15 protein-coding genes are annotated in these 13,861 nt (G+C 69.8%); 4 read left to right on the top strand and 11 right to left on the bottom strand.

Annotated elements, in window-relative coordinates; translation table 11 throughout:
- Positions 1-65 precede the first annotated feature (65 nt).
- Both glpK and ABDZ95_RS04005 read left to right on the top strand, forming a co-directional pair.
- Positions 66-1,559: a glycerol kinase GlpK gene (gene glpK / locus ABDZ95_RS04010; protein WP_343790721.1), complete on the top strand. Its 1,494-nt coding sequence runs from the start codon at positions 66-68 to the stop codon at positions 1,557-1,559.
- Positions 1,556-2,629: a phosphotransferase family protein gene (locus tag ABDZ95_RS04005; protein WP_343790719.1), complete on the top strand. Its 1,074-nt coding sequence runs from the start codon at positions 1,556-1,558 to the stop codon at positions 2,627-2,629. The genes glpK and ABDZ95_RS04005 overlap by 4 nt, the downstream gene beginning before the upstream one ends.
- Here ABDZ95_RS04005 and ABDZ95_RS04000 read toward each other — a convergent pair.
- From ABDZ95_RS04000 to ccmC, 7 genes are all read right to left on the bottom strand, one after another.
- Positions 2,626-4,338 (bottom strand): CHAT domain-containing protein, encoded by a 1,713-nt coding sequence (locus ABDZ95_RS04000; RefSeq protein ID WP_343790716.1) that lies wholly within the window; start codon positions 4,336-4,338, stop codon positions 2,626-2,628. The genes ABDZ95_RS04005 and ABDZ95_RS04000 overlap by 4 nt on opposite strands.
- On the bottom strand, positions 4,338-5,000 hold the full coding sequence (locus tag ABDZ95_RS03995) for a hypothetical protein (protein WP_343790713.1): 663 nt from the start codon (positions 4,998-5,000) through the stop codon (positions 4,338-4,340). Before ABDZ95_RS03995 ends, ABDZ95_RS04000 begins: the two co-directional genes overlap by 1 nt.
- Before the next feature lie 95 nt (positions 5,001-5,095).
- Positions 5,096-5,842: a DUF1223 domain-containing protein gene (locus ABDZ95_RS03990; RefSeq protein ID WP_343790710.1), complete on the bottom strand. Its 747-nt coding sequence runs from the start codon at positions 5,840-5,842 to the stop codon at positions 5,096-5,098.
- A 54-nt stretch (positions 5,843-5,896) separates the two neighbouring features.
- The gene (locus tag ABDZ95_RS03985) at positions 5,897-6,142 is read right to left on the bottom strand and encodes a hypothetical protein (protein ID WP_343790708.1); all 246 of its coding nucleotides are present in this window, start codon (positions 6,140-6,142) and stop codon (positions 5,897-5,899) included.
- A gap of 44 nt (positions 6,143-6,186) precedes the next feature.
- Positions 6,187-6,753 (bottom strand): DsbE family thiol:disulfide interchange protein, encoded by a 567-nt coding sequence (locus ABDZ95_RS03980; protein ID WP_343790705.1) that lies wholly within the window; start codon positions 6,751-6,753, stop codon positions 6,187-6,189.
- Positions 6,750-6,902: a heme exporter protein CcmD gene (gene ccmD, locus ABDZ95_RS03975; RefSeq protein WP_343790702.1), complete on the bottom strand. Its 153-nt coding sequence runs from the start codon at positions 6,900-6,902 to the stop codon at positions 6,750-6,752. The genes ABDZ95_RS03980 and ccmD overlap by 4 nt, the downstream gene beginning before the upstream one ends.
- A 2-nt stretch (positions 6,903-6,904) precedes the next feature.
- Complete coding sequence (gene ccmC / locus ABDZ95_RS03970) at positions 6,905-7,627, bottom strand: heme ABC transporter permease CcmC (RefSeq protein WP_343790699.1); 723 nt, start codon at positions 7,625-7,627, stop codon at positions 6,905-6,907.
- A 95-nt stretch (positions 7,628-7,722) separates the two neighbouring features.
- Between ccmC and ABDZ95_RS03965 the strand changes: the two genes are divergently transcribed.
- Positions 7,723-7,947 carry an alkylphosphonate utilization protein gene (locus ABDZ95_RS03965; protein ID WP_343790696.1) on the top strand — a complete coding sequence of 75 codons (225 nt, stop codon included), beginning with the start codon at positions 7,723-7,725 and terminating at the stop codon, positions 7,945-7,947.
- 12 nt (positions 7,948-7,959) lie between these two features.
- Here the strand turns inward: ABDZ95_RS03965 and ccmB are convergent, their stop codons facing one another.
- Together ccmB and ccmA are read right to left on the bottom strand one after the other, a co-directional pair.
- Entirely contained in the window at positions 7,960-8,625 is a 666-nt protein-coding gene (ccmB, locus tag ABDZ95_RS03960; protein WP_343790693.1) for a heme exporter protein CcmB, read from the bottom strand.
- A complete protein-coding gene (gene ccmA, locus ABDZ95_RS03955; protein ID WP_343790690.1) occupies positions 8,622-9,224 on the bottom strand; it encodes a heme ABC exporter ATP-binding protein CcmA in 603 nt (200 codons plus the stop codon). Before ccmA ends, ccmB begins: the two co-directional genes overlap by 4 nt.
- A 201-nt stretch (positions 9,225-9,425) precedes the next feature.
- On the opposite strand from ccmA, the gene acnA reads away from it, so the two are divergent.
- Entirely contained in the window at positions 9,426-12,155 is a 2,730-nt protein-coding gene (acnA, locus tag ABDZ95_RS03950; RefSeq protein WP_343790687.1) for an aconitate hydratase AcnA, read from the top strand.
- Between the two features lie 99 nt (positions 12,156-12,254).
- On the opposite strand, the gene ABDZ95_RS03945 is transcribed toward acnA, so the two are convergent.
- Both ABDZ95_RS03945 and ABDZ95_RS03940 read right to left on the bottom strand, forming a co-directional pair.
- On the bottom strand, positions 12,255-12,701 hold the full coding sequence (locus ABDZ95_RS03945) for a hypothetical protein (protein ID WP_343790684.1): 447 nt from the start codon (positions 12,699-12,701) through the stop codon (positions 12,255-12,257).
- A gap of 201 nt (positions 12,702-12,902) precedes the next feature.
- Positions 12,903-13,772 (bottom strand): isoaspartyl peptidase/L-asparaginase family protein, encoded by an 870-nt coding sequence (locus ABDZ95_RS03940; protein WP_343790681.1) that lies wholly within the window; start codon positions 13,770-13,772, stop codon positions 12,903-12,905.
- Positions 13,773-13,861: the final 89 nt, after the last annotated feature.

Below are 13,861 nucleotides of genomic sequence, written 5' to 3'. Positions count from 1 at the left end.
GCCCCTCCACCATGCTTCGCATGGTCCCCCTCCCCCGATGGGGGAGGAATGTCTAACCTGCCCCCATGACCCGACTGATCCTCGCCATCGACCAGGGCACCACCTCCACCCGCGCCATCGCCTTCGAGCCTGCGCCCGAGGGCGGGCTGCAGCCCGTCGCCGTCAGCCAGATCGAGCTGGAGCAGCATTTCCCGCATTCCGGCTGGGTCGAGCACGACGCCGCCGAGATCTGGACCGCCACCCTGCAGACCTGCCGCGAGGTGGTGAAGAAGGCCGGCGGGATCAGCCGCTTCGCCGCCGTCGGCATCACCAACCAGCGCGAGACCTCGGTGATCTGGGACGCGGCGACGGGCGAGCCCCTGCACCGCGCCATCGTCTGGCAGGACCGCCGTACCGCCGAGGCCACCGGCAAGCTGGCCGCCGCCGGCCACGAGCCGGACGTGCAGGCCGCGACCGGCCTGATCCTCGACCCCTATTTCTCGGCGTCGAAGTATCGCTGGCTGCTGGACGCCGTGCCCGGCTCGCATGAGCGGGCGGAGAAGGGCGAGGTGAAGCTGGGCACCATCGAGAGCTGGCTGATCTGGAAGCTGACCGGCGGCGCCAGCCACGTCACAGACGCCACCAATGCCAGCCGCACCTCCCTGATGGACCTGCGCACGATGAACTGGCGGCCGGATCTGGCCGAGTTGTTCGGCGTGCCGGTTCAGGCCCTGCCGCAGATCCGGGGCTGCGCCGACCATCTGGGCGACGCGGAGGCCTCGCTGCTGGGCAAAGCCCTGCCGATCCACGGCGCGGCGGGCGACCAGCAGGCCGCTCTGGTCGGCCATGGAGCGCTGAAGGCCGGGGATGCCAAGATCACCTATGGCACCGGCGCCTTTCTCGTCGCCAATGTCGGGGCCGAGCCGGTGCCCTCCACCACCCGCCTGCTGGGCACCCTCGGCTATTCGGCGAATGGCGTGACGGCCTATGCGCTGGAGGGCTCCATCTTTTCCGCCGGCTCGGCCATCCAGTGGCTACGCGACGGGCTGAAGGTGATCAGCGAAAGCCGGCAGTCCGAGGCGATGGCGCAGGGGTTGAAGGACAATGGCGGCGTCTATCTGGTGCCGGGCTTCACCGGTCTGGGCGCGCCCTGGTGGGAGCCGGACGCGCGCGGCACCATCGTCGGCCTGACCCGCGACAGCGGCCCCGCCCACATGGTCCGCGCCGCGCTGGAGAGCCTCGCCTTCCAGACCCGCGATCTGCTGGACGCGCTGGCCAAGGACGGGGCGCCGAAGCTGAAGGTGCTGAAGGTCGACGGCGGCGTAACCGCCAACGCCTTCGCCATGCAGTTCGTCGCCGACATCTGCGAGGTCACCGTCGAGCGCCCGGCGTTTCAGGAGATGACGGCGCTGGGCGCGGCCAAGCTGGCGGCGCTGGGCGTCGGCCTGATCGACGACCTCGAGGACCATCCTGTCGAGGCCCCGGCGCGGTGGGAGCCGCGCATGTCCACCGACGAGCGCGAGCGGCTTCTGAAGGGCTGGCGCGGCGCGGTGAAGGCCGCCATCATCGCCGCACAATGACCCAGATCGATGACGCTCAGGACGCATTTTCCGGCACCCGCGAGGTGGACCCCCGCTACGCCCTGAACGAGGCGAAGCTGGCGGCGTGGATGGCCGACAATGTCGAGGGCTTCACCCCTCCACTGGCGATCCGCCAGTTCAAGGGCGGCCAGTCGAACCCGACCTATGAACTGACCACGCCGACGCGCGCCTATGTCCTGCGCCGCAAGCCGCCCGGGACCCTGCTGCCCAGCGCCCACGCGGTGGATCGCGAGTTCACCGTCATCTCGGCCCTGCACGCGCAGGGCTATCCGGTCGCGAAGCCCTATGCCCTGTGCACCGACGAGGACGTCATCGGTTCGATGTTCTACGTCATGGACAAGGTCGACGGCCGCGTCCTGTGGGACCTGAAGCTGCCGGGCATGGAGCCGGGCGAGCGCCGGGCCATCTACGACGCCCAGGTCGACGCCCTGGCCGCCCTGCACCGCTTCGATCCCGCGGCCATCGGGCTGGGCGACTACGGCAAGCCGGGCAACTATTTCGAGCGGCAGGTCGGGCGCTGGACCAAGCAGTACCGCGCCTCCGAGATCGATCCGATCGCGGCCATGGACCGGCTGATCGAGTTCCTGCCCGCCACCCTGCCGCCCGAGGGACCGGTCGGCATCGTCCACGGCGACTTCCGCCTCGACAACATGATCCTCGCACCGGATCGGGCGCAGGTCCGCGCAGTGCTGGACTGGGAGCTGTCGACGCTCGGCGATCCGATGGCCGACTTCTCCTATCTGCTGATCGCCTGGGTCATCCCCGCCAGCCAGCGCAACGGTCTGGCCGGGGCGGACATCGAGGCGCTGGGCATTCCGTCGGTGGCCGAGACGGTCGAGCGCTACGCCCGCCAGACCGGTCGCGCGGCGCCGGAAAACCTCGACTGGCTGTTCGCCTACAACCTGTTCCGGCTGGCGGCCATCTGTCAGGGCATCGCCGGCCGCGTCCGCGACGGCACCGCCGCCAGCGCCCACGCCCGCACCATGGCCGCGCAGGTCCCGCTGTTGTCTGAAGGCGCCTTGAGCTTCGCGAAGAGAGCCGGCGCCTAGCCCGGTTCACCGACGAGAGTGAACGCGGCCCAATAGGCCGGGTGGGCCCAGCGGCGTTCGGCGCGGACGGCGCGCATGCCGGCCTGAAGCGCCCGCGCGCGGACACCCGGATCGGTCGCCTGACGCGCGTCGAGGCTGGCGAAGGTCTCGGTGATCAGCTTCGTCGTCGCCGCGTCCGACACCTCCCAGTGCGACACCATCATCGACCGCGCCCCGGCGTAGAAGAAGGCGCGGGCCAGACCCGACAGCCCCTCCCCGCCCGGCCGGCCATCCGAGGCCGCCGTGTTGCAGGCCGACAGGACCACGAACTCGGCATTGAGCTTCAGCTGCGCCGCCTCGGAGGCGCTCAGATAGCCGTCGTCGGCCTCGGTCGCCTCGTCCGGCGGGGTCAGCACCAGCCCCGGCTCGGACGCCGCCGATCCGGCCATCAGGCCGTGGGTCGAGAAGACCACGAAGCGCGCCCGCTCCAGCGCCGGCGCGTCCAGCGCCCGGACCGAGCGCTCCGTCGCCTCGGCCCCGATGCGCACGACGGAGTCGGGATACCGGCTCTTCAACGTCTCCAGCTCCAGACGCGAGCCGCGCAGATAGGGCAGCGCCTTCAGCTTGGCGACGTCGGCCAGCCGACCCGTGCCCATGACCTGATCCGCCGAGGGCGAGCCCCGCCCGCCGTCATCCGGCGCGCCCGTCAGCACCGGCGCTCCGAAAGCCACCAGCGGCAGGCGCTCGGCGACCCGCACCGGCCGACCGGTCGACACCGCCGGCGGGCAGCCCGGACTGCGATCGGCGGCTGTCGCCACCAGATGGCAGCGCAGGGCCTTTAGGCTGGACACCGCCGGCAGGGTCGCCAGCGCGTATCGGTCCATCAGCCATTGGGTGTCGTCCAGCGCGCCCACAGCATCGTCGCGCCCGCTCGGCGCATTGGTCGACAGCACCGCCAAGGGCAGGGTCGTCAGGGCGCCGGTGACTACGGTGATCAGGGTCGATTTGCCGTCGAAGACCGGCTCCACCGGCTTCACGATCTCGGAATACAGCCAGTGCGACACGCCACGGTCGAACGTCGCCCCGTTGTTTCCGGCGAACAGCAACGGATCGACCTCCGGCCCCCGCGCCGCCGTCGCGGTCAGGGAGCGTCTGAGCGTGTTGACCGCTTCGGTTATGGCCGCCGCGCCCAGATCCTCCGCCCGCGCCCAGGCGATGCGGTCGCGGGTCACGCCCCAGACATAGGTCGCCTCGGGATTGACCATGACCAGCAGAAGGCCCTCATCGTCCTTCAACAGCCCCTGCGTTTCCCGAACCGACAGGGCGCGCGGGCTGGTCAGTTCGGCCCAGGCGGGGAAGCGGGTCTCGATCTCGCCGTCGACCGCCTTCAGCCGTCCGTCCGCGGCCTCCCAAGCCATGCGGGCGCGGGTGCGGGCCTGCAGATCGGCATCGTCGCCCGAGGCGTAGTGCTGCTCCAGCTCCCGCTCCAGCCGGTCGCGCTCGACGATCAGTCGCTCACGCTCCTCGGCCAGCAGGCCCAGTTCGTCGTCGCACTGGGCGAAGCGGGCGGAGACGCGGGCCAAGGCGTCGGCGGCCTCCGAAGCGATGGCCCACTGGGCCGCCTCGAACGCCTCGGCGCGCAGGGCCTCGGGCGTATCCGGGCTGGCGGGCGCGGCGCCGGCCAGCCCCAGCAGGCCCGCCGCCAGAACTGCCGCCGTCAGCCGTTTCATCAGTTGCTCAGCACCTGGATGCTGGTCCAGACGTCGCCCCGGTTCTGCACATTGACCTGCATCTTGCCGCCCGGACGCGGCGAGACGGTGCAGACTGGGTAGTGGTCGCCGAAGCCGTCGCGGCAGATCACGGCGCCCCGGGTGTTGCGGATCGCCAGATCGATATTGGTGTCGCCGTCGCCGATGGCCGCCACGCGCAGCACCTCGCCCTCGCGGGCGTCGACCTCGAACGACCAGGTCTCGCGGGCGCGCAGCTGCTTGACCGTGAAGACCGGCCCCGCGCCGAAGCTGGAGGATCGCACGCCGCGCATCAGCGGCTCGCGCAGGCGGTCGATGGCGGCCAGCAGGGTCTCGTTGCCCGGCGACAGGGCCGCGGCCTCGTCCAGCAACCGGCCCGGCGTCAGAATGGGCGCATCGCCCTCGCCCTGCCTTACCGGCACCTCGGCCAGCAGCCGGGCGGCCATGATCAGGGCTCCGGCGTCTCCTCGCTCGCGTCCCCAGCGGGCCAGTTCGGCGGCGGTCACGGCCTGGGCCACGGCATGGGCTTCGGGCGAGGTTACGGGTGTCGGCGCCTCGTCATGCGCGAAGGCCGTCGCACCGGCGCCGGCCGCGGCGATCGTCGCCAGCACCAGCCCGGCAAGGACCCAGTTTCGATTGCCCATCGTCCGTACCCACCCGCAGACGCCCCGACGTCAGGGGCCAGCATGCACTGTCCCGTGCTCGGAGAACAGGGATACTGACGGAATATGACGGCCGATCAGTCAGCCGACCGGACGGCCCCGTTCAGGATGCGCCGATCCGCCCGCGCCTGCACCAGAACGGCCACGGCCTGACCTTCGCCGGCCTGCGGCAGGGCATAGAGCACAGGTCGGCCCGTCCACGGCCCCAGAACCCGGATCGAGCGCACCACATTTGTGTGGCGCACGCGCTGGCCGCGATTGTCCCCGGCGCCGATCTCGACTGTCTGGGGGCCCGGCGTGAAGGTGACCGCCACCACCTCGGCCCCGCCCGTCGGGGCTCGACCCGAGCCGACGCCGACGCGGTCGCCGGTCTCGCGGAACTCGATCTCCGGCGGGAAGACGCGGTTGGCGGATTCCGCCTCGATGGCCGCCTGCAGGGTCTCGCCGGTCTCGACCTGACGACGGCCGTCGATGATCACCTGCGGCGTCGACACCGCCCGCACCCTCAGCGGCTGGCGATAGGCACGCTGGCGCTGAGCGAACTCCGGCTTGGCGAAGGTGTCGGTCCAGCCGAGGTAGTCCCAGTAGTCGACGGCATAGGTCAGGGCGATCACGCCGGGCTCGTCGGCGATCGCCTCGATACGGGCATTGGCCTCGGGACAGCCGGAGCAGCCTTGGGCGGTGAACAGCTCGACCACGATGGGCTCGGCCGGCGGTGTCGCGCGGTGACGCACGCGCACGGTTTCGGGCTGCGCCGCCGAACCGGTCGCCAGCATCGCAGCCACGGCCGCCGCCGATACGGAAATCCACCCCCGAGCTTTCATGGCGCGCACCTTAAGCGCGGCGAGCGAACACGCGCCGCTCATTTTCGCGTGAGATCAGATGCGGATGTCGAGAAGGCTGCCCGGACGCACCGTGCGATCGCCGGACGGTTCGAAGGGCAGCGGGGAGGCGCTGGCCACCTTGGTCTCGGCCTTCACCTCGACCGGCAGGGTCGTGGCGGCCGGAGTCCGGACGCCATCCAGAGCCGCGCGGAAGAAGTCCGAACGCGCGGCGCGCGCCGGCGAAGGCGGTTGCTGCGTCGGGAACAGCGGAGACTGAACGGGCGGTCGAATCGCGCTCATGCCGACAGGGTTAATGAAAACCGTCGGAAATGGGTTAACGCGCGTTAGCGGGCCGTCGCGGTCGGCAACGGACGGGGCGGCGCCTGCATGGCGTCGACCAGCCGGTCGATCTCCGCGTCGTCCAGCAGCGGCCCGGACACCTTGCCGACGATCCGGCCCATGGCGTCCACGGCGAAGGTCTCCGGCGCGCCGGTGATGCCGAGGTCCAGACCGGCACGGCCCTCTCGATCCACCAGCACCATCGAATAGGGATCGCCCAGCTCGTCCAGGAAGGCGCGGGTGGCGACCGGATCGTCCTTCCACGCCACCCCGACCACGGCGACGCCCTGCTCCCGCAGCGCCATCAGTTTCGGATGCTCGATGCGGCATGGCGCACACCAGCTGGCGAAGACATTGATCAGCATCGGCTTGCCGACGCCGGCGGTCTTCAGATCCACATGGCCCGGCCCGGCGACGTCGCCGGTCAGCATCGGCAGGACGGTCTCGGGCACAGCCTGTCCGACGAGGGCGTCCGGCTTGACCGACGGATCACGCTGTAGCGACCAGCCGATGAACAGGGCCGCCAATGCGACCAGCACCACCAGCGGGATGAGGGCAAACCAGCGGCTCATTCCTCGTTCGTCTCCAGCCGCTTCAGCTCGGCCTTCCAGCGACGGGCGGCCATCGCGCAGCGGACGGTGAGAGCCGCCAGCACCACGGCACTGATGCCCCAGGCCGGCCAGACGTAGGCGCCGTACTGGCCCATGTCGAAGTCGGGCATGCTCAGGCCTCCAGCGCGCGGCGGGCGCGGATCGCGACGACCCGGCGACGCACGATCTCGGTCCGGATCGCGGTCAGCCACAGGGCCAGGAACAGGACGGCATAGGCCGCCATCATCGTCAGCAGGGGCGTCAGGAAGATCGTCGGCATCGACGGTCCGTCGGCCCGCACCAGCGACGCGGGCTGGTGCAGGGTGTTCCACCAATCGACCGAGAACTTGACGATCGGCAGGTTGATCAGCCCGACCAGACCCAGCACGGCGGCGGCGCGCGCGGCCTTGGCCTCATCGTCGATCGAGGCGCGCAGGGCCATGTAGCCGAGGTAGAACAGGAACAGCACCAGCACCGACATCAGCCGCGCATCGCCCCAGACCCACCATGCGCCCCACATCGGCTTGCCCCACAGGCTGCCGGTCACCAGCGCCAGCAGGGTGTAGGCGGCGCCGGGCAGGGCCGCCGCCCGCGCCGCCGCATCCGCCAGCGGATGGCGGAACACCAGGGCGAAGAAGCTGGAGACGCCCAGCGCGCCATAAACCATCAGCCCGACCGAGGCCGCGGGGACATGCACGAACATGATCCGCACGGTGTCGCCCTGCTGGTAGTCCTCGGGCGCGGTGAAGCTGAACCAGGCCCCGGCGATCAGCAGCAGGGCGGCAGCCGCCCACAACACCGGCACGAGGGGCCGTGTGAAGCGGGCGAAACGGTCGGGATTGGCGAGGCCGAACATGGAATTCGCTCTCTTAGTGGCCTATCGCGCGTCGCGCTACTTGAGGCCGTCAGGATTCGATGTGTTAGACGGTCGCGCTCAGACGGGGACCGACCATGACCGACGAAGTGACGAAGGATTCCAACGGCAACGTTCTTGCCGATGGCGACAGCGTGACCCTGATCAAGGACCTCAAGGTCAAGGGCTCGGGCGGCGTGACCCTGAAGCGCGGCACGCCGGTGAAGAACATCCGCCTGACCGGCGACCCGGACGAGATCGAGGCCAATGTCGAGAAGGTGCGCGGCCTCGTCCTGCGCACGGAGTTCGTGAAGAAGGCCTAGCCCCGGAAAGTCCTAGCTCTGGGCGTTGCGGATCGCCGCTGCGCCCGCGAAGGGCGTGATGACGCCGGCGAACAGGACCCAGGCGCACAGGAAGGCCAGGGCCGGGGCCGGCGACAGGCCGTTGGCCGCCCGCTCCAGCGTGCCGGCGCCGAAGATCACCGGCGGGATGAACAGCGGCAGGACCACCACCGCGATCAGCAGGCCGCCGCGCTTCGAGCCCAGCGCCAGAGCCGCGCCCAGCGCTCCGGTCAGGGCGAAGCCCAGTCCGCCGATCAGGGCCGAGAGGGCGGCGAGCGGCGCCAGCTCCGGCGGCAGCCCCAGCGTGATGGCCGCGACCGGCGCAGTCAGGGCCAGCGGCCCGCCGACGGCCAACCACTGGGCCTTGGCCTTGGCGAGGACCACCAGCTCCAGCGGCGCGGGCCCCAGCGTCAACAGGTCCAGCGCCCCGTCCTCGAGATCGCGTTCGAACAAACGCTCCAGCGACAGGATCGACGACACCGCCAGCGCCAGCCAGGCGACGCCGCCGGCGATCGGCTTGAGCCCCGCCGGATCGCCGCCCGCCGCCAGCGGCAGCAGGACCGTCAGGCATAGAAAGAAACCGCAGGCCAGCAGCGGCCCGCCGCCGCCGGCCCAGGCCAACGCCAGCTCGCGCTGCCACAGGATGGTCAGCGCCCTCATCGGCCGCCTCCGCCGATATCCAGCGCCCGCGCCGGGACTGGCAGCGGGTCGTGCACTGCGGCCAGCACGGCGCCGCCCTTGTCCAGATGCGCCTGCAGGATCAGCCCCATCACCTCGCGCCAGCGGGCATCCAGCGGGCTGAACGGTTCGTCCAGCAGCCACAGGGGGCGCGGCGCGGCGATCAGGCGGGCGAAGGCCAGTCGGCGACGCTGGCCGGCCGACAGCTTGCGCACTTCCAGATCCAGCAGCGGCTCCAGCGCCAGCACGTCGATGGCCGCGGCGATCCCGTCGGCGTCCGCGCCGAACCACTTCGCCTGAAAGGTCAGTTCCTCGCGTGCCCGGCGCGCCGGCTTCAACCCGTCCAGATGGCCCAGCCAGTGCAGGCCGGTGGCCCGTGCCTCGCCCGGCTCCAGCCCGTTGAATCCCACCGTTCCGGCGTCGGGGCGAATAAATCCGGCCACCGCGCGCAGCAGGCTGGTCTTGCCCGCGCCATTGGCTCCGGTCAGGGCCACAGCCTCCCCGGCGGCGACCTCGAACGACAGGCCGCGGAACAGTCGACGCTCGCCGCGCGACAGGGTCAGGCCGGCGACGCTCAGCATCGGCCACACCCCCAGTTGCGAACCGCTCTCAATGCCCACAATGGCGTCATGGATTCATGGACGTGAAAGCCGACCCTCGCTATATGCGCGGTCGCCGCAGCAGGCGTCCGCCGCGCGCGTCGGGACCCTGTGAGCCCCGCCGTCGATCGCGCGAACGTGCAACCGGATTGTCGGGCGGCTTTGACCAGAGGAAACCTCTCCATGCCGTCGATTGACAGCCTCAAGACCCGCCAGGACCTTTCCGTCGGGCGCAAGAAGTACGCCTATTACAGCCTTCCGGCCGCCGAGGAAGCCGGTCTGGCCGGGATTTCCCGCCTGCCGCGCTCGATGAAGGTGCTGCTGGAGAACCTCCTGCGCAACGAGGACGGCGTCTCCGTCACCGAGGCCGACCTGAAGGCCGTCGCCGCCTGGATCGAGAACAAGGGCTCGGTCGAGCACGAGATCGCCTTCCGCCCGGCCCGCGTGCTGATGCAGGACTTCACCGGCGTTCCGGCCGTCGTGGACCTGGCCGCGATGCGTGACGCCATGGCCGCCCTCGGCGCCGACGCCACCAAGATCAATCCGCTGGTCCCGGTGGACCTGGTCATCGACCACTCGGTCATGGTCGACCACTTCGGCACCGCCAAGGCCTTCGGCCAGAACGTCGAGCGTGAGTACGAGCGCAACATCGAGCGCTACAACTTCCTGCGCTGGGGCTCGTCGGCCTTCAACAACTTCCGCGTCGTGCCCCCCGGCACCGGCATCTGCCACCAGGTGAACCTCGAGAACCTGGCCCAGACCGTCTGGACGCTGGAAGAGGGCAAGAAGACCGTCGCCTATCCGGACACGGTCGTCGGCACCGACTCGCACACCACCATGATCAACGGCCTGGCCGTTCTGGGCTGGGGCGTCGGCGGCATCGAGGCCGAGGCGGCCATGCTGGGTCAACCGATCCCGATGCTGATCCCGGAAGTCATCGGCTTCAAGCTGACCGGCAAGCTGCCGGAAGGCGCCACCGCCACCGACCTGGTGCTGACCGTCACCCAGATGCTCCGCAAGAAGGGCGTGGTCGGCAAATTCGTCGAGTTCTTCGGCGACGCCCTGTCGGGCCTGACGCTGGAAGACCAGGCGACCATCGCCAACATGGCTCCGGAATACGGCGCCACCTGCGGCTTCTTCCCGGTCAGCCAAGCCACCATCGACTTCCTGACCGCCACCGGTCGTGACAAGGCGCGCGTCGCCCTGGTCGAGGCCTATGCGAAGGCCCAGGGCCTCTGGATCGACGCCGACTCAGAAGAGCCGGTCTTCACCGACACGCTGGAACTCGACCTCGCCACCGTCGTGCCCTCGCTGGCCGGTCCGAAGCGTCCGCAGGACCGCGTCGAGCTGACCACCGCCGCACCGGAGTTCGAGGGTCACCTGACCTCGACCTTCGCCCGCGCCGCCGACGCCCCGCGCGTCGACGTCGAGGGTCAGAAGTTCTCGGTCGGAGACGGCGACGTCGTCATCGCCGCCATCACCTCGTGCACCAATACGTCGAACCCGTCGGTGCTCATCGCCGCCGGTCTGGTGGCGCGCAAGGCGCTGGCGCTGGGCCTGAAGCCCAAGCCCTGGGTCAAGACCTCGCTGGCTCCGGGCTCGCAGGTCGTCACCGACTACCTGACCGACGCCGGCCTGCAGAAGGATCTGGACGCCCTCGGCTTCAACCTGGTCGGCTACGGCTGCACCACCTGCATCGGCAACTCGGGCCCGCTGGATCCGGCGATCTCGAAGGCCATCAACGAGAACGGCATCGTCGCCACCTCGGTCCTGTCGGGCAACCGCAACTTCGAGGGCCGCGTGAACCCGGACGTGCAGGCCAACTACCTGGCCTCGCCGCCGCTGGTCGTCGCCTACGCCCTGGCCGGCTCGATGCGCATCGACATCACGAAGGACCCGATCGGTCAGGACAAGAAGGGCAAGGACGTGTTCCTGGCCGACATCTGGCCGACCACGCAGGAAGTCGCCGACATCCAGCGCAAGTCGGTGACCCCGGGCATGTTCGCCAAGCGCTACAAGGACGTCTTCAAGGGCGACAAGCACTGGCAGGCGATCAAGGTCTCGGGCGGCCAGACCTACACCTGGGACGACAGCTCGACCTACGTCGCCAACCCGCCCTATTTCGAGGGCCTGTCGATGGAGCCGAAGCCGGTTCAGGACATCGTCGAGGGCCGCGTGCTGGCCATCTTCGGCGACTCGATCACCACAGACCACATCTCCCCGGCCGGTTCGATCAAGAAGACCTCGCCGGCCGGCCACTGGCTGACCAGTCACGGCGTCGACGCCCTGGACTTCAACAGCTACGGCGCCCGCCGCGGCCACCACGAAGTCATGATGCGCGGCACCTTCGCCAACATCCGGATCCGCAACAAGATCACCCCGGACATCGAGGGCGGCGTCACCAAGCACTTCCCGTCGGGCGACGTCATGTCGATCTACGACGCCGCCATGCGCTACCAGTCCGAAGGCCGTCCGCTGGTCGTCTTCGCCGGCAAGGAATACGGAACCGGCTCGTCGCGTGACTGGGCCGCCAAGGGCACCAACCTGCTGGGCGTCCGCGCCGTCATTGCCGAGAGCTTCGAGCGTATCCACCGGTCGAACCTGATCGGCATGGGCGTCGTGCCGCTGCAGTTCAAGATGGACGGCTGGCAGAAGCTGGGCCTGACCGGCGAGGAGATCGTCACGATCCGCGGCCTGACCGACGCCAACGTCGGCAAGCTGAAGCCCCGTCAGGACCTGTGGGTCGAGCTCTTCCGTCCGTCGGACGGCAAGATGGCCCGCTTCCCGGTCCGCTGCCGCATCGATAACCAGACCGAGCTGGAATACCTGCGTGCCGGCGGCGTCATGCCGTACGTCCTGCGCAACCTCGCCGGCGGCGAACAGCCGTCGCCGGAAGCCGTGGCCGCGGAATAATCCACGGCCAACCGCCCTCATGCAGCGAGCGACCGCGTCGCGAGCGTTAGGGCACAAGGACAAAAGGGCCGGCGGAGCAATCCGCCGGCCCTTTCCCGTTCAGCCCCGCGTCGCGTTGTGCGGTCCGGGATCACGCGGATTGCGACCGAAGGCTTCCTCGCAGACCGCACGGCCGAAGGCTTCGGACACCATCATCTGGCGGTCGCCCAAGAGCCCGCCGACGCGGCCCTGCGCGCTCGTCGAGACACGGATCGGGAAGCGGCCCAACACGCGGTTGTTGCGCGCCGGATCGACGAATTCGACCGTGCCGGACAGATGATGTTTGCCATCGCCGTTCAACAGGGTTTCCAGCCGTCCCGCCCGCTGCAGGTCGTCGAGATGAATCCGGACATTGATGAGCGCCGTGCCCCACATGCAGCGGCGCAGTTCCTCATGCACCTCGTCATTGAAAGTGTCAGCGAAATCGTCTTCGGCATTGAGCCAGGCGCTGGACATGGTGATCATCCCGACCTGCGCGGTCTCCTGCAGGCCGATGGGCAGGGCCATAGGCGGACCGCCCTCGATCACGGGCGAGCAGGCGGAAAGGGCGAGAGCGGCGACCACGGCCGCCACGGGCATCAGGGATTTCATTGGAGAGACTTCCGTTTCTTTTGCGGAAGCCTCCACCCAACACCGTTCGTTCACGAATGAATTCGCGGTAATTTCACATCCGCAACACAGTTCGTGACGCCGGGGTCACGGTCCAGCTCAGCGCTCGAACACCTCGACGCCGATTTCGCCGGCGGGGTTCAGCCAAGCGCGCTTCATGCCTTGGCTGTTGTAGGGCGCGGCGATGTTGCCGTGGCGGTCCAGCGCGATCAGGCCGCCGTCACCGCCCAGGGCGCCGATCTCGTCGATGACGGCGCGCGAGGCCTCGGCCAGAGACTGGCCGGCGGCGACGCGCCAGCCGGTCTGGGCGCAGGCGGCCACGCGGATGAAATACTCGCCCTGCCCTGTGCCCGAGACAGCGACGTTTCCGTCGGCCCAGGTCCCGGCCGCCGGGATCGGGGTGTCGCCCACCCGGCCGGGCATCTTGCCGAAGACGCCGGCGGTCGAGGTCGCGGCGGCCAGACGGCCTTGGGCGTCCAGCACGCAGCAGCCGACAGTGCCGTGGCTCAGCGTGCCCGGCGGATGATTGTCCTCGCCCTTGCCGGCGCGGGTGAACCAGGCCTCCTCGTCGGCGATCGGCTCCAGTCCCTGATCCAGCGCGAACAGGGCCGCGCCCTCGCCCGCCAGCATGACGTGGGGCGTGCGGTCCATGACGGCGCGGGCGGCCACGACCGGATTGCGGAAGCCCTGCAGGGCGGCGACCGCCCCGGCCCGCTTCGTCGATCCGTCCATGATGCTGGCGTCCAGCTCATAGGCGCCGGCGAGGTTCGGAGAAGCGCCGCGGCCGGCGACATAGAGGCCCGAGTCCTCCAGCATCACCACCGCCTCGACCGCGACGTCCAGCGCCGAGGCGCCCGCGTCCAGCCGCACCTTCATCGCCTCGACGACCTCGCGCATATGCACGACCTCGGCGTCGTAGTTGCGCTCGCGCCGGGCGCCGGCGCCGCCGTGCAGGATGAGGGCGGTCATGCGGGTGTCTCCTGATCGCCTCTTTTCAACGGGCGTGGCGCTGCTTAGCGTTTGCACGACGCGAGCGCCACGGGGGCGAGCGCTTCTCT

This window comes from Brevundimonas kwangchunensis (genome assembly GCF_039523815.1).
Lineage (GTDB): Bacteria > Pseudomonadota > Alphaproteobacteria > Caulobacterales > Caulobacteraceae > Brevundimonas > Brevundimonas kwangchunensis.
This window is presented reverse-complemented; position numbering and strand designations above follow the sequence as displayed.

What these genes read in the sequence shown, in the direction of transcription:
- glpK (WP_343790721.1), top strand. Translation starts at nt 66, where the DNA reads ATGACCCGACTGATCCTCGCCATCGACCAGGGCACCACCTCCACCCGC.
- ABDZ95_RS04005 (WP_343790719.1), top strand. Translation starts at nt 1,556, where the DNA reads ATGACCCAGATCGATGACGCTCAGGACGCATTTTCCGGCACCCGCGAG.
- ABDZ95_RS04000 (WP_343790716.1), bottom strand. Translation starts at nt 4,338, where the DNA reads ATGAAACGGCTGACGGCGGCAGTTCTGGCGGCGGGCCTGCTGGGGCTG.
- ABDZ95_RS03995 (WP_343790713.1), bottom strand. Translation starts at nt 5,000, where the DNA reads ATGGGCAATCGAAACTGGGTCCTTGCCGGGCTGGTGCTGGCGACGATC.
- ABDZ95_RS03990 (WP_343790710.1), bottom strand. Translation starts at nt 5,842, where the DNA reads ATGAAAGCTCGGGGGTGGATTTCCGTATCGGCGGCGGCCGTGGCTGCG.
- ABDZ95_RS03985 (WP_343790708.1), bottom strand. Translation starts at nt 6,142, where the DNA reads ATGAGCGCGATTCGACCGCCCGTTCAGTCTCCGCTGTTCCCGACGCAG.
- ABDZ95_RS03980 (WP_343790705.1), bottom strand. Translation starts at nt 6,753, where the DNA reads ATGAGCCGCTGGTTTGCCCTCATCCCGCTGGTGGTGCTGGTCGCATTG.
- ccmD (WP_343790702.1), bottom strand. Translation starts at nt 6,902, where the DNA reads ATGCCCGACTTCGACATGGGCCAGTACGGCGCCTACGTCTGGCCGGCC.
- ccmC (WP_343790699.1), bottom strand. Translation starts at nt 7,627, where the DNA reads ATGTTCGGCCTCGCCAATCCCGACCGTTTCGCCCGCTTCACACGGCCC.
- ABDZ95_RS03965 (WP_343790696.1), top strand. Translation starts at nt 7,723, where the DNA reads ATGACCGACGAAGTGACGAAGGATTCCAACGGCAACGTTCTTGCCGAT.
- ccmB (WP_343790693.1), bottom strand. Translation starts at nt 8,625, where the DNA reads ATGAGGGCGCTGACCATCCTGTGGCAGCGCGAGCTGGCGTTGGCCTGG.
- ccmA (WP_343790690.1), bottom strand. Translation starts at nt 9,224, where the DNA reads ATGCTGAGCGTCGCCGGCCTGACCCTGTCGCGCGGCGAGCGTCGACTG.
- acnA (WP_343790687.1), top strand. Translation starts at nt 9,426, where the DNA reads ATGCCGTCGATTGACAGCCTCAAGACCCGCCAGGACCTTTCCGTCGGG.
- ABDZ95_RS03945 (WP_343790684.1), bottom strand. Translation starts at nt 12,701, where the DNA reads ATGGCCCTGCCCATCGGCCTGCAGGAGACCGCGCAGGTCGGGATGATC.
- ABDZ95_RS03940 (WP_343790681.1), bottom strand. Translation starts at nt 13,772, where the DNA reads ATGACCGCCCTCATCCTGCACGGCGGCGCCGGCGCCCGGCGCGAGCGC.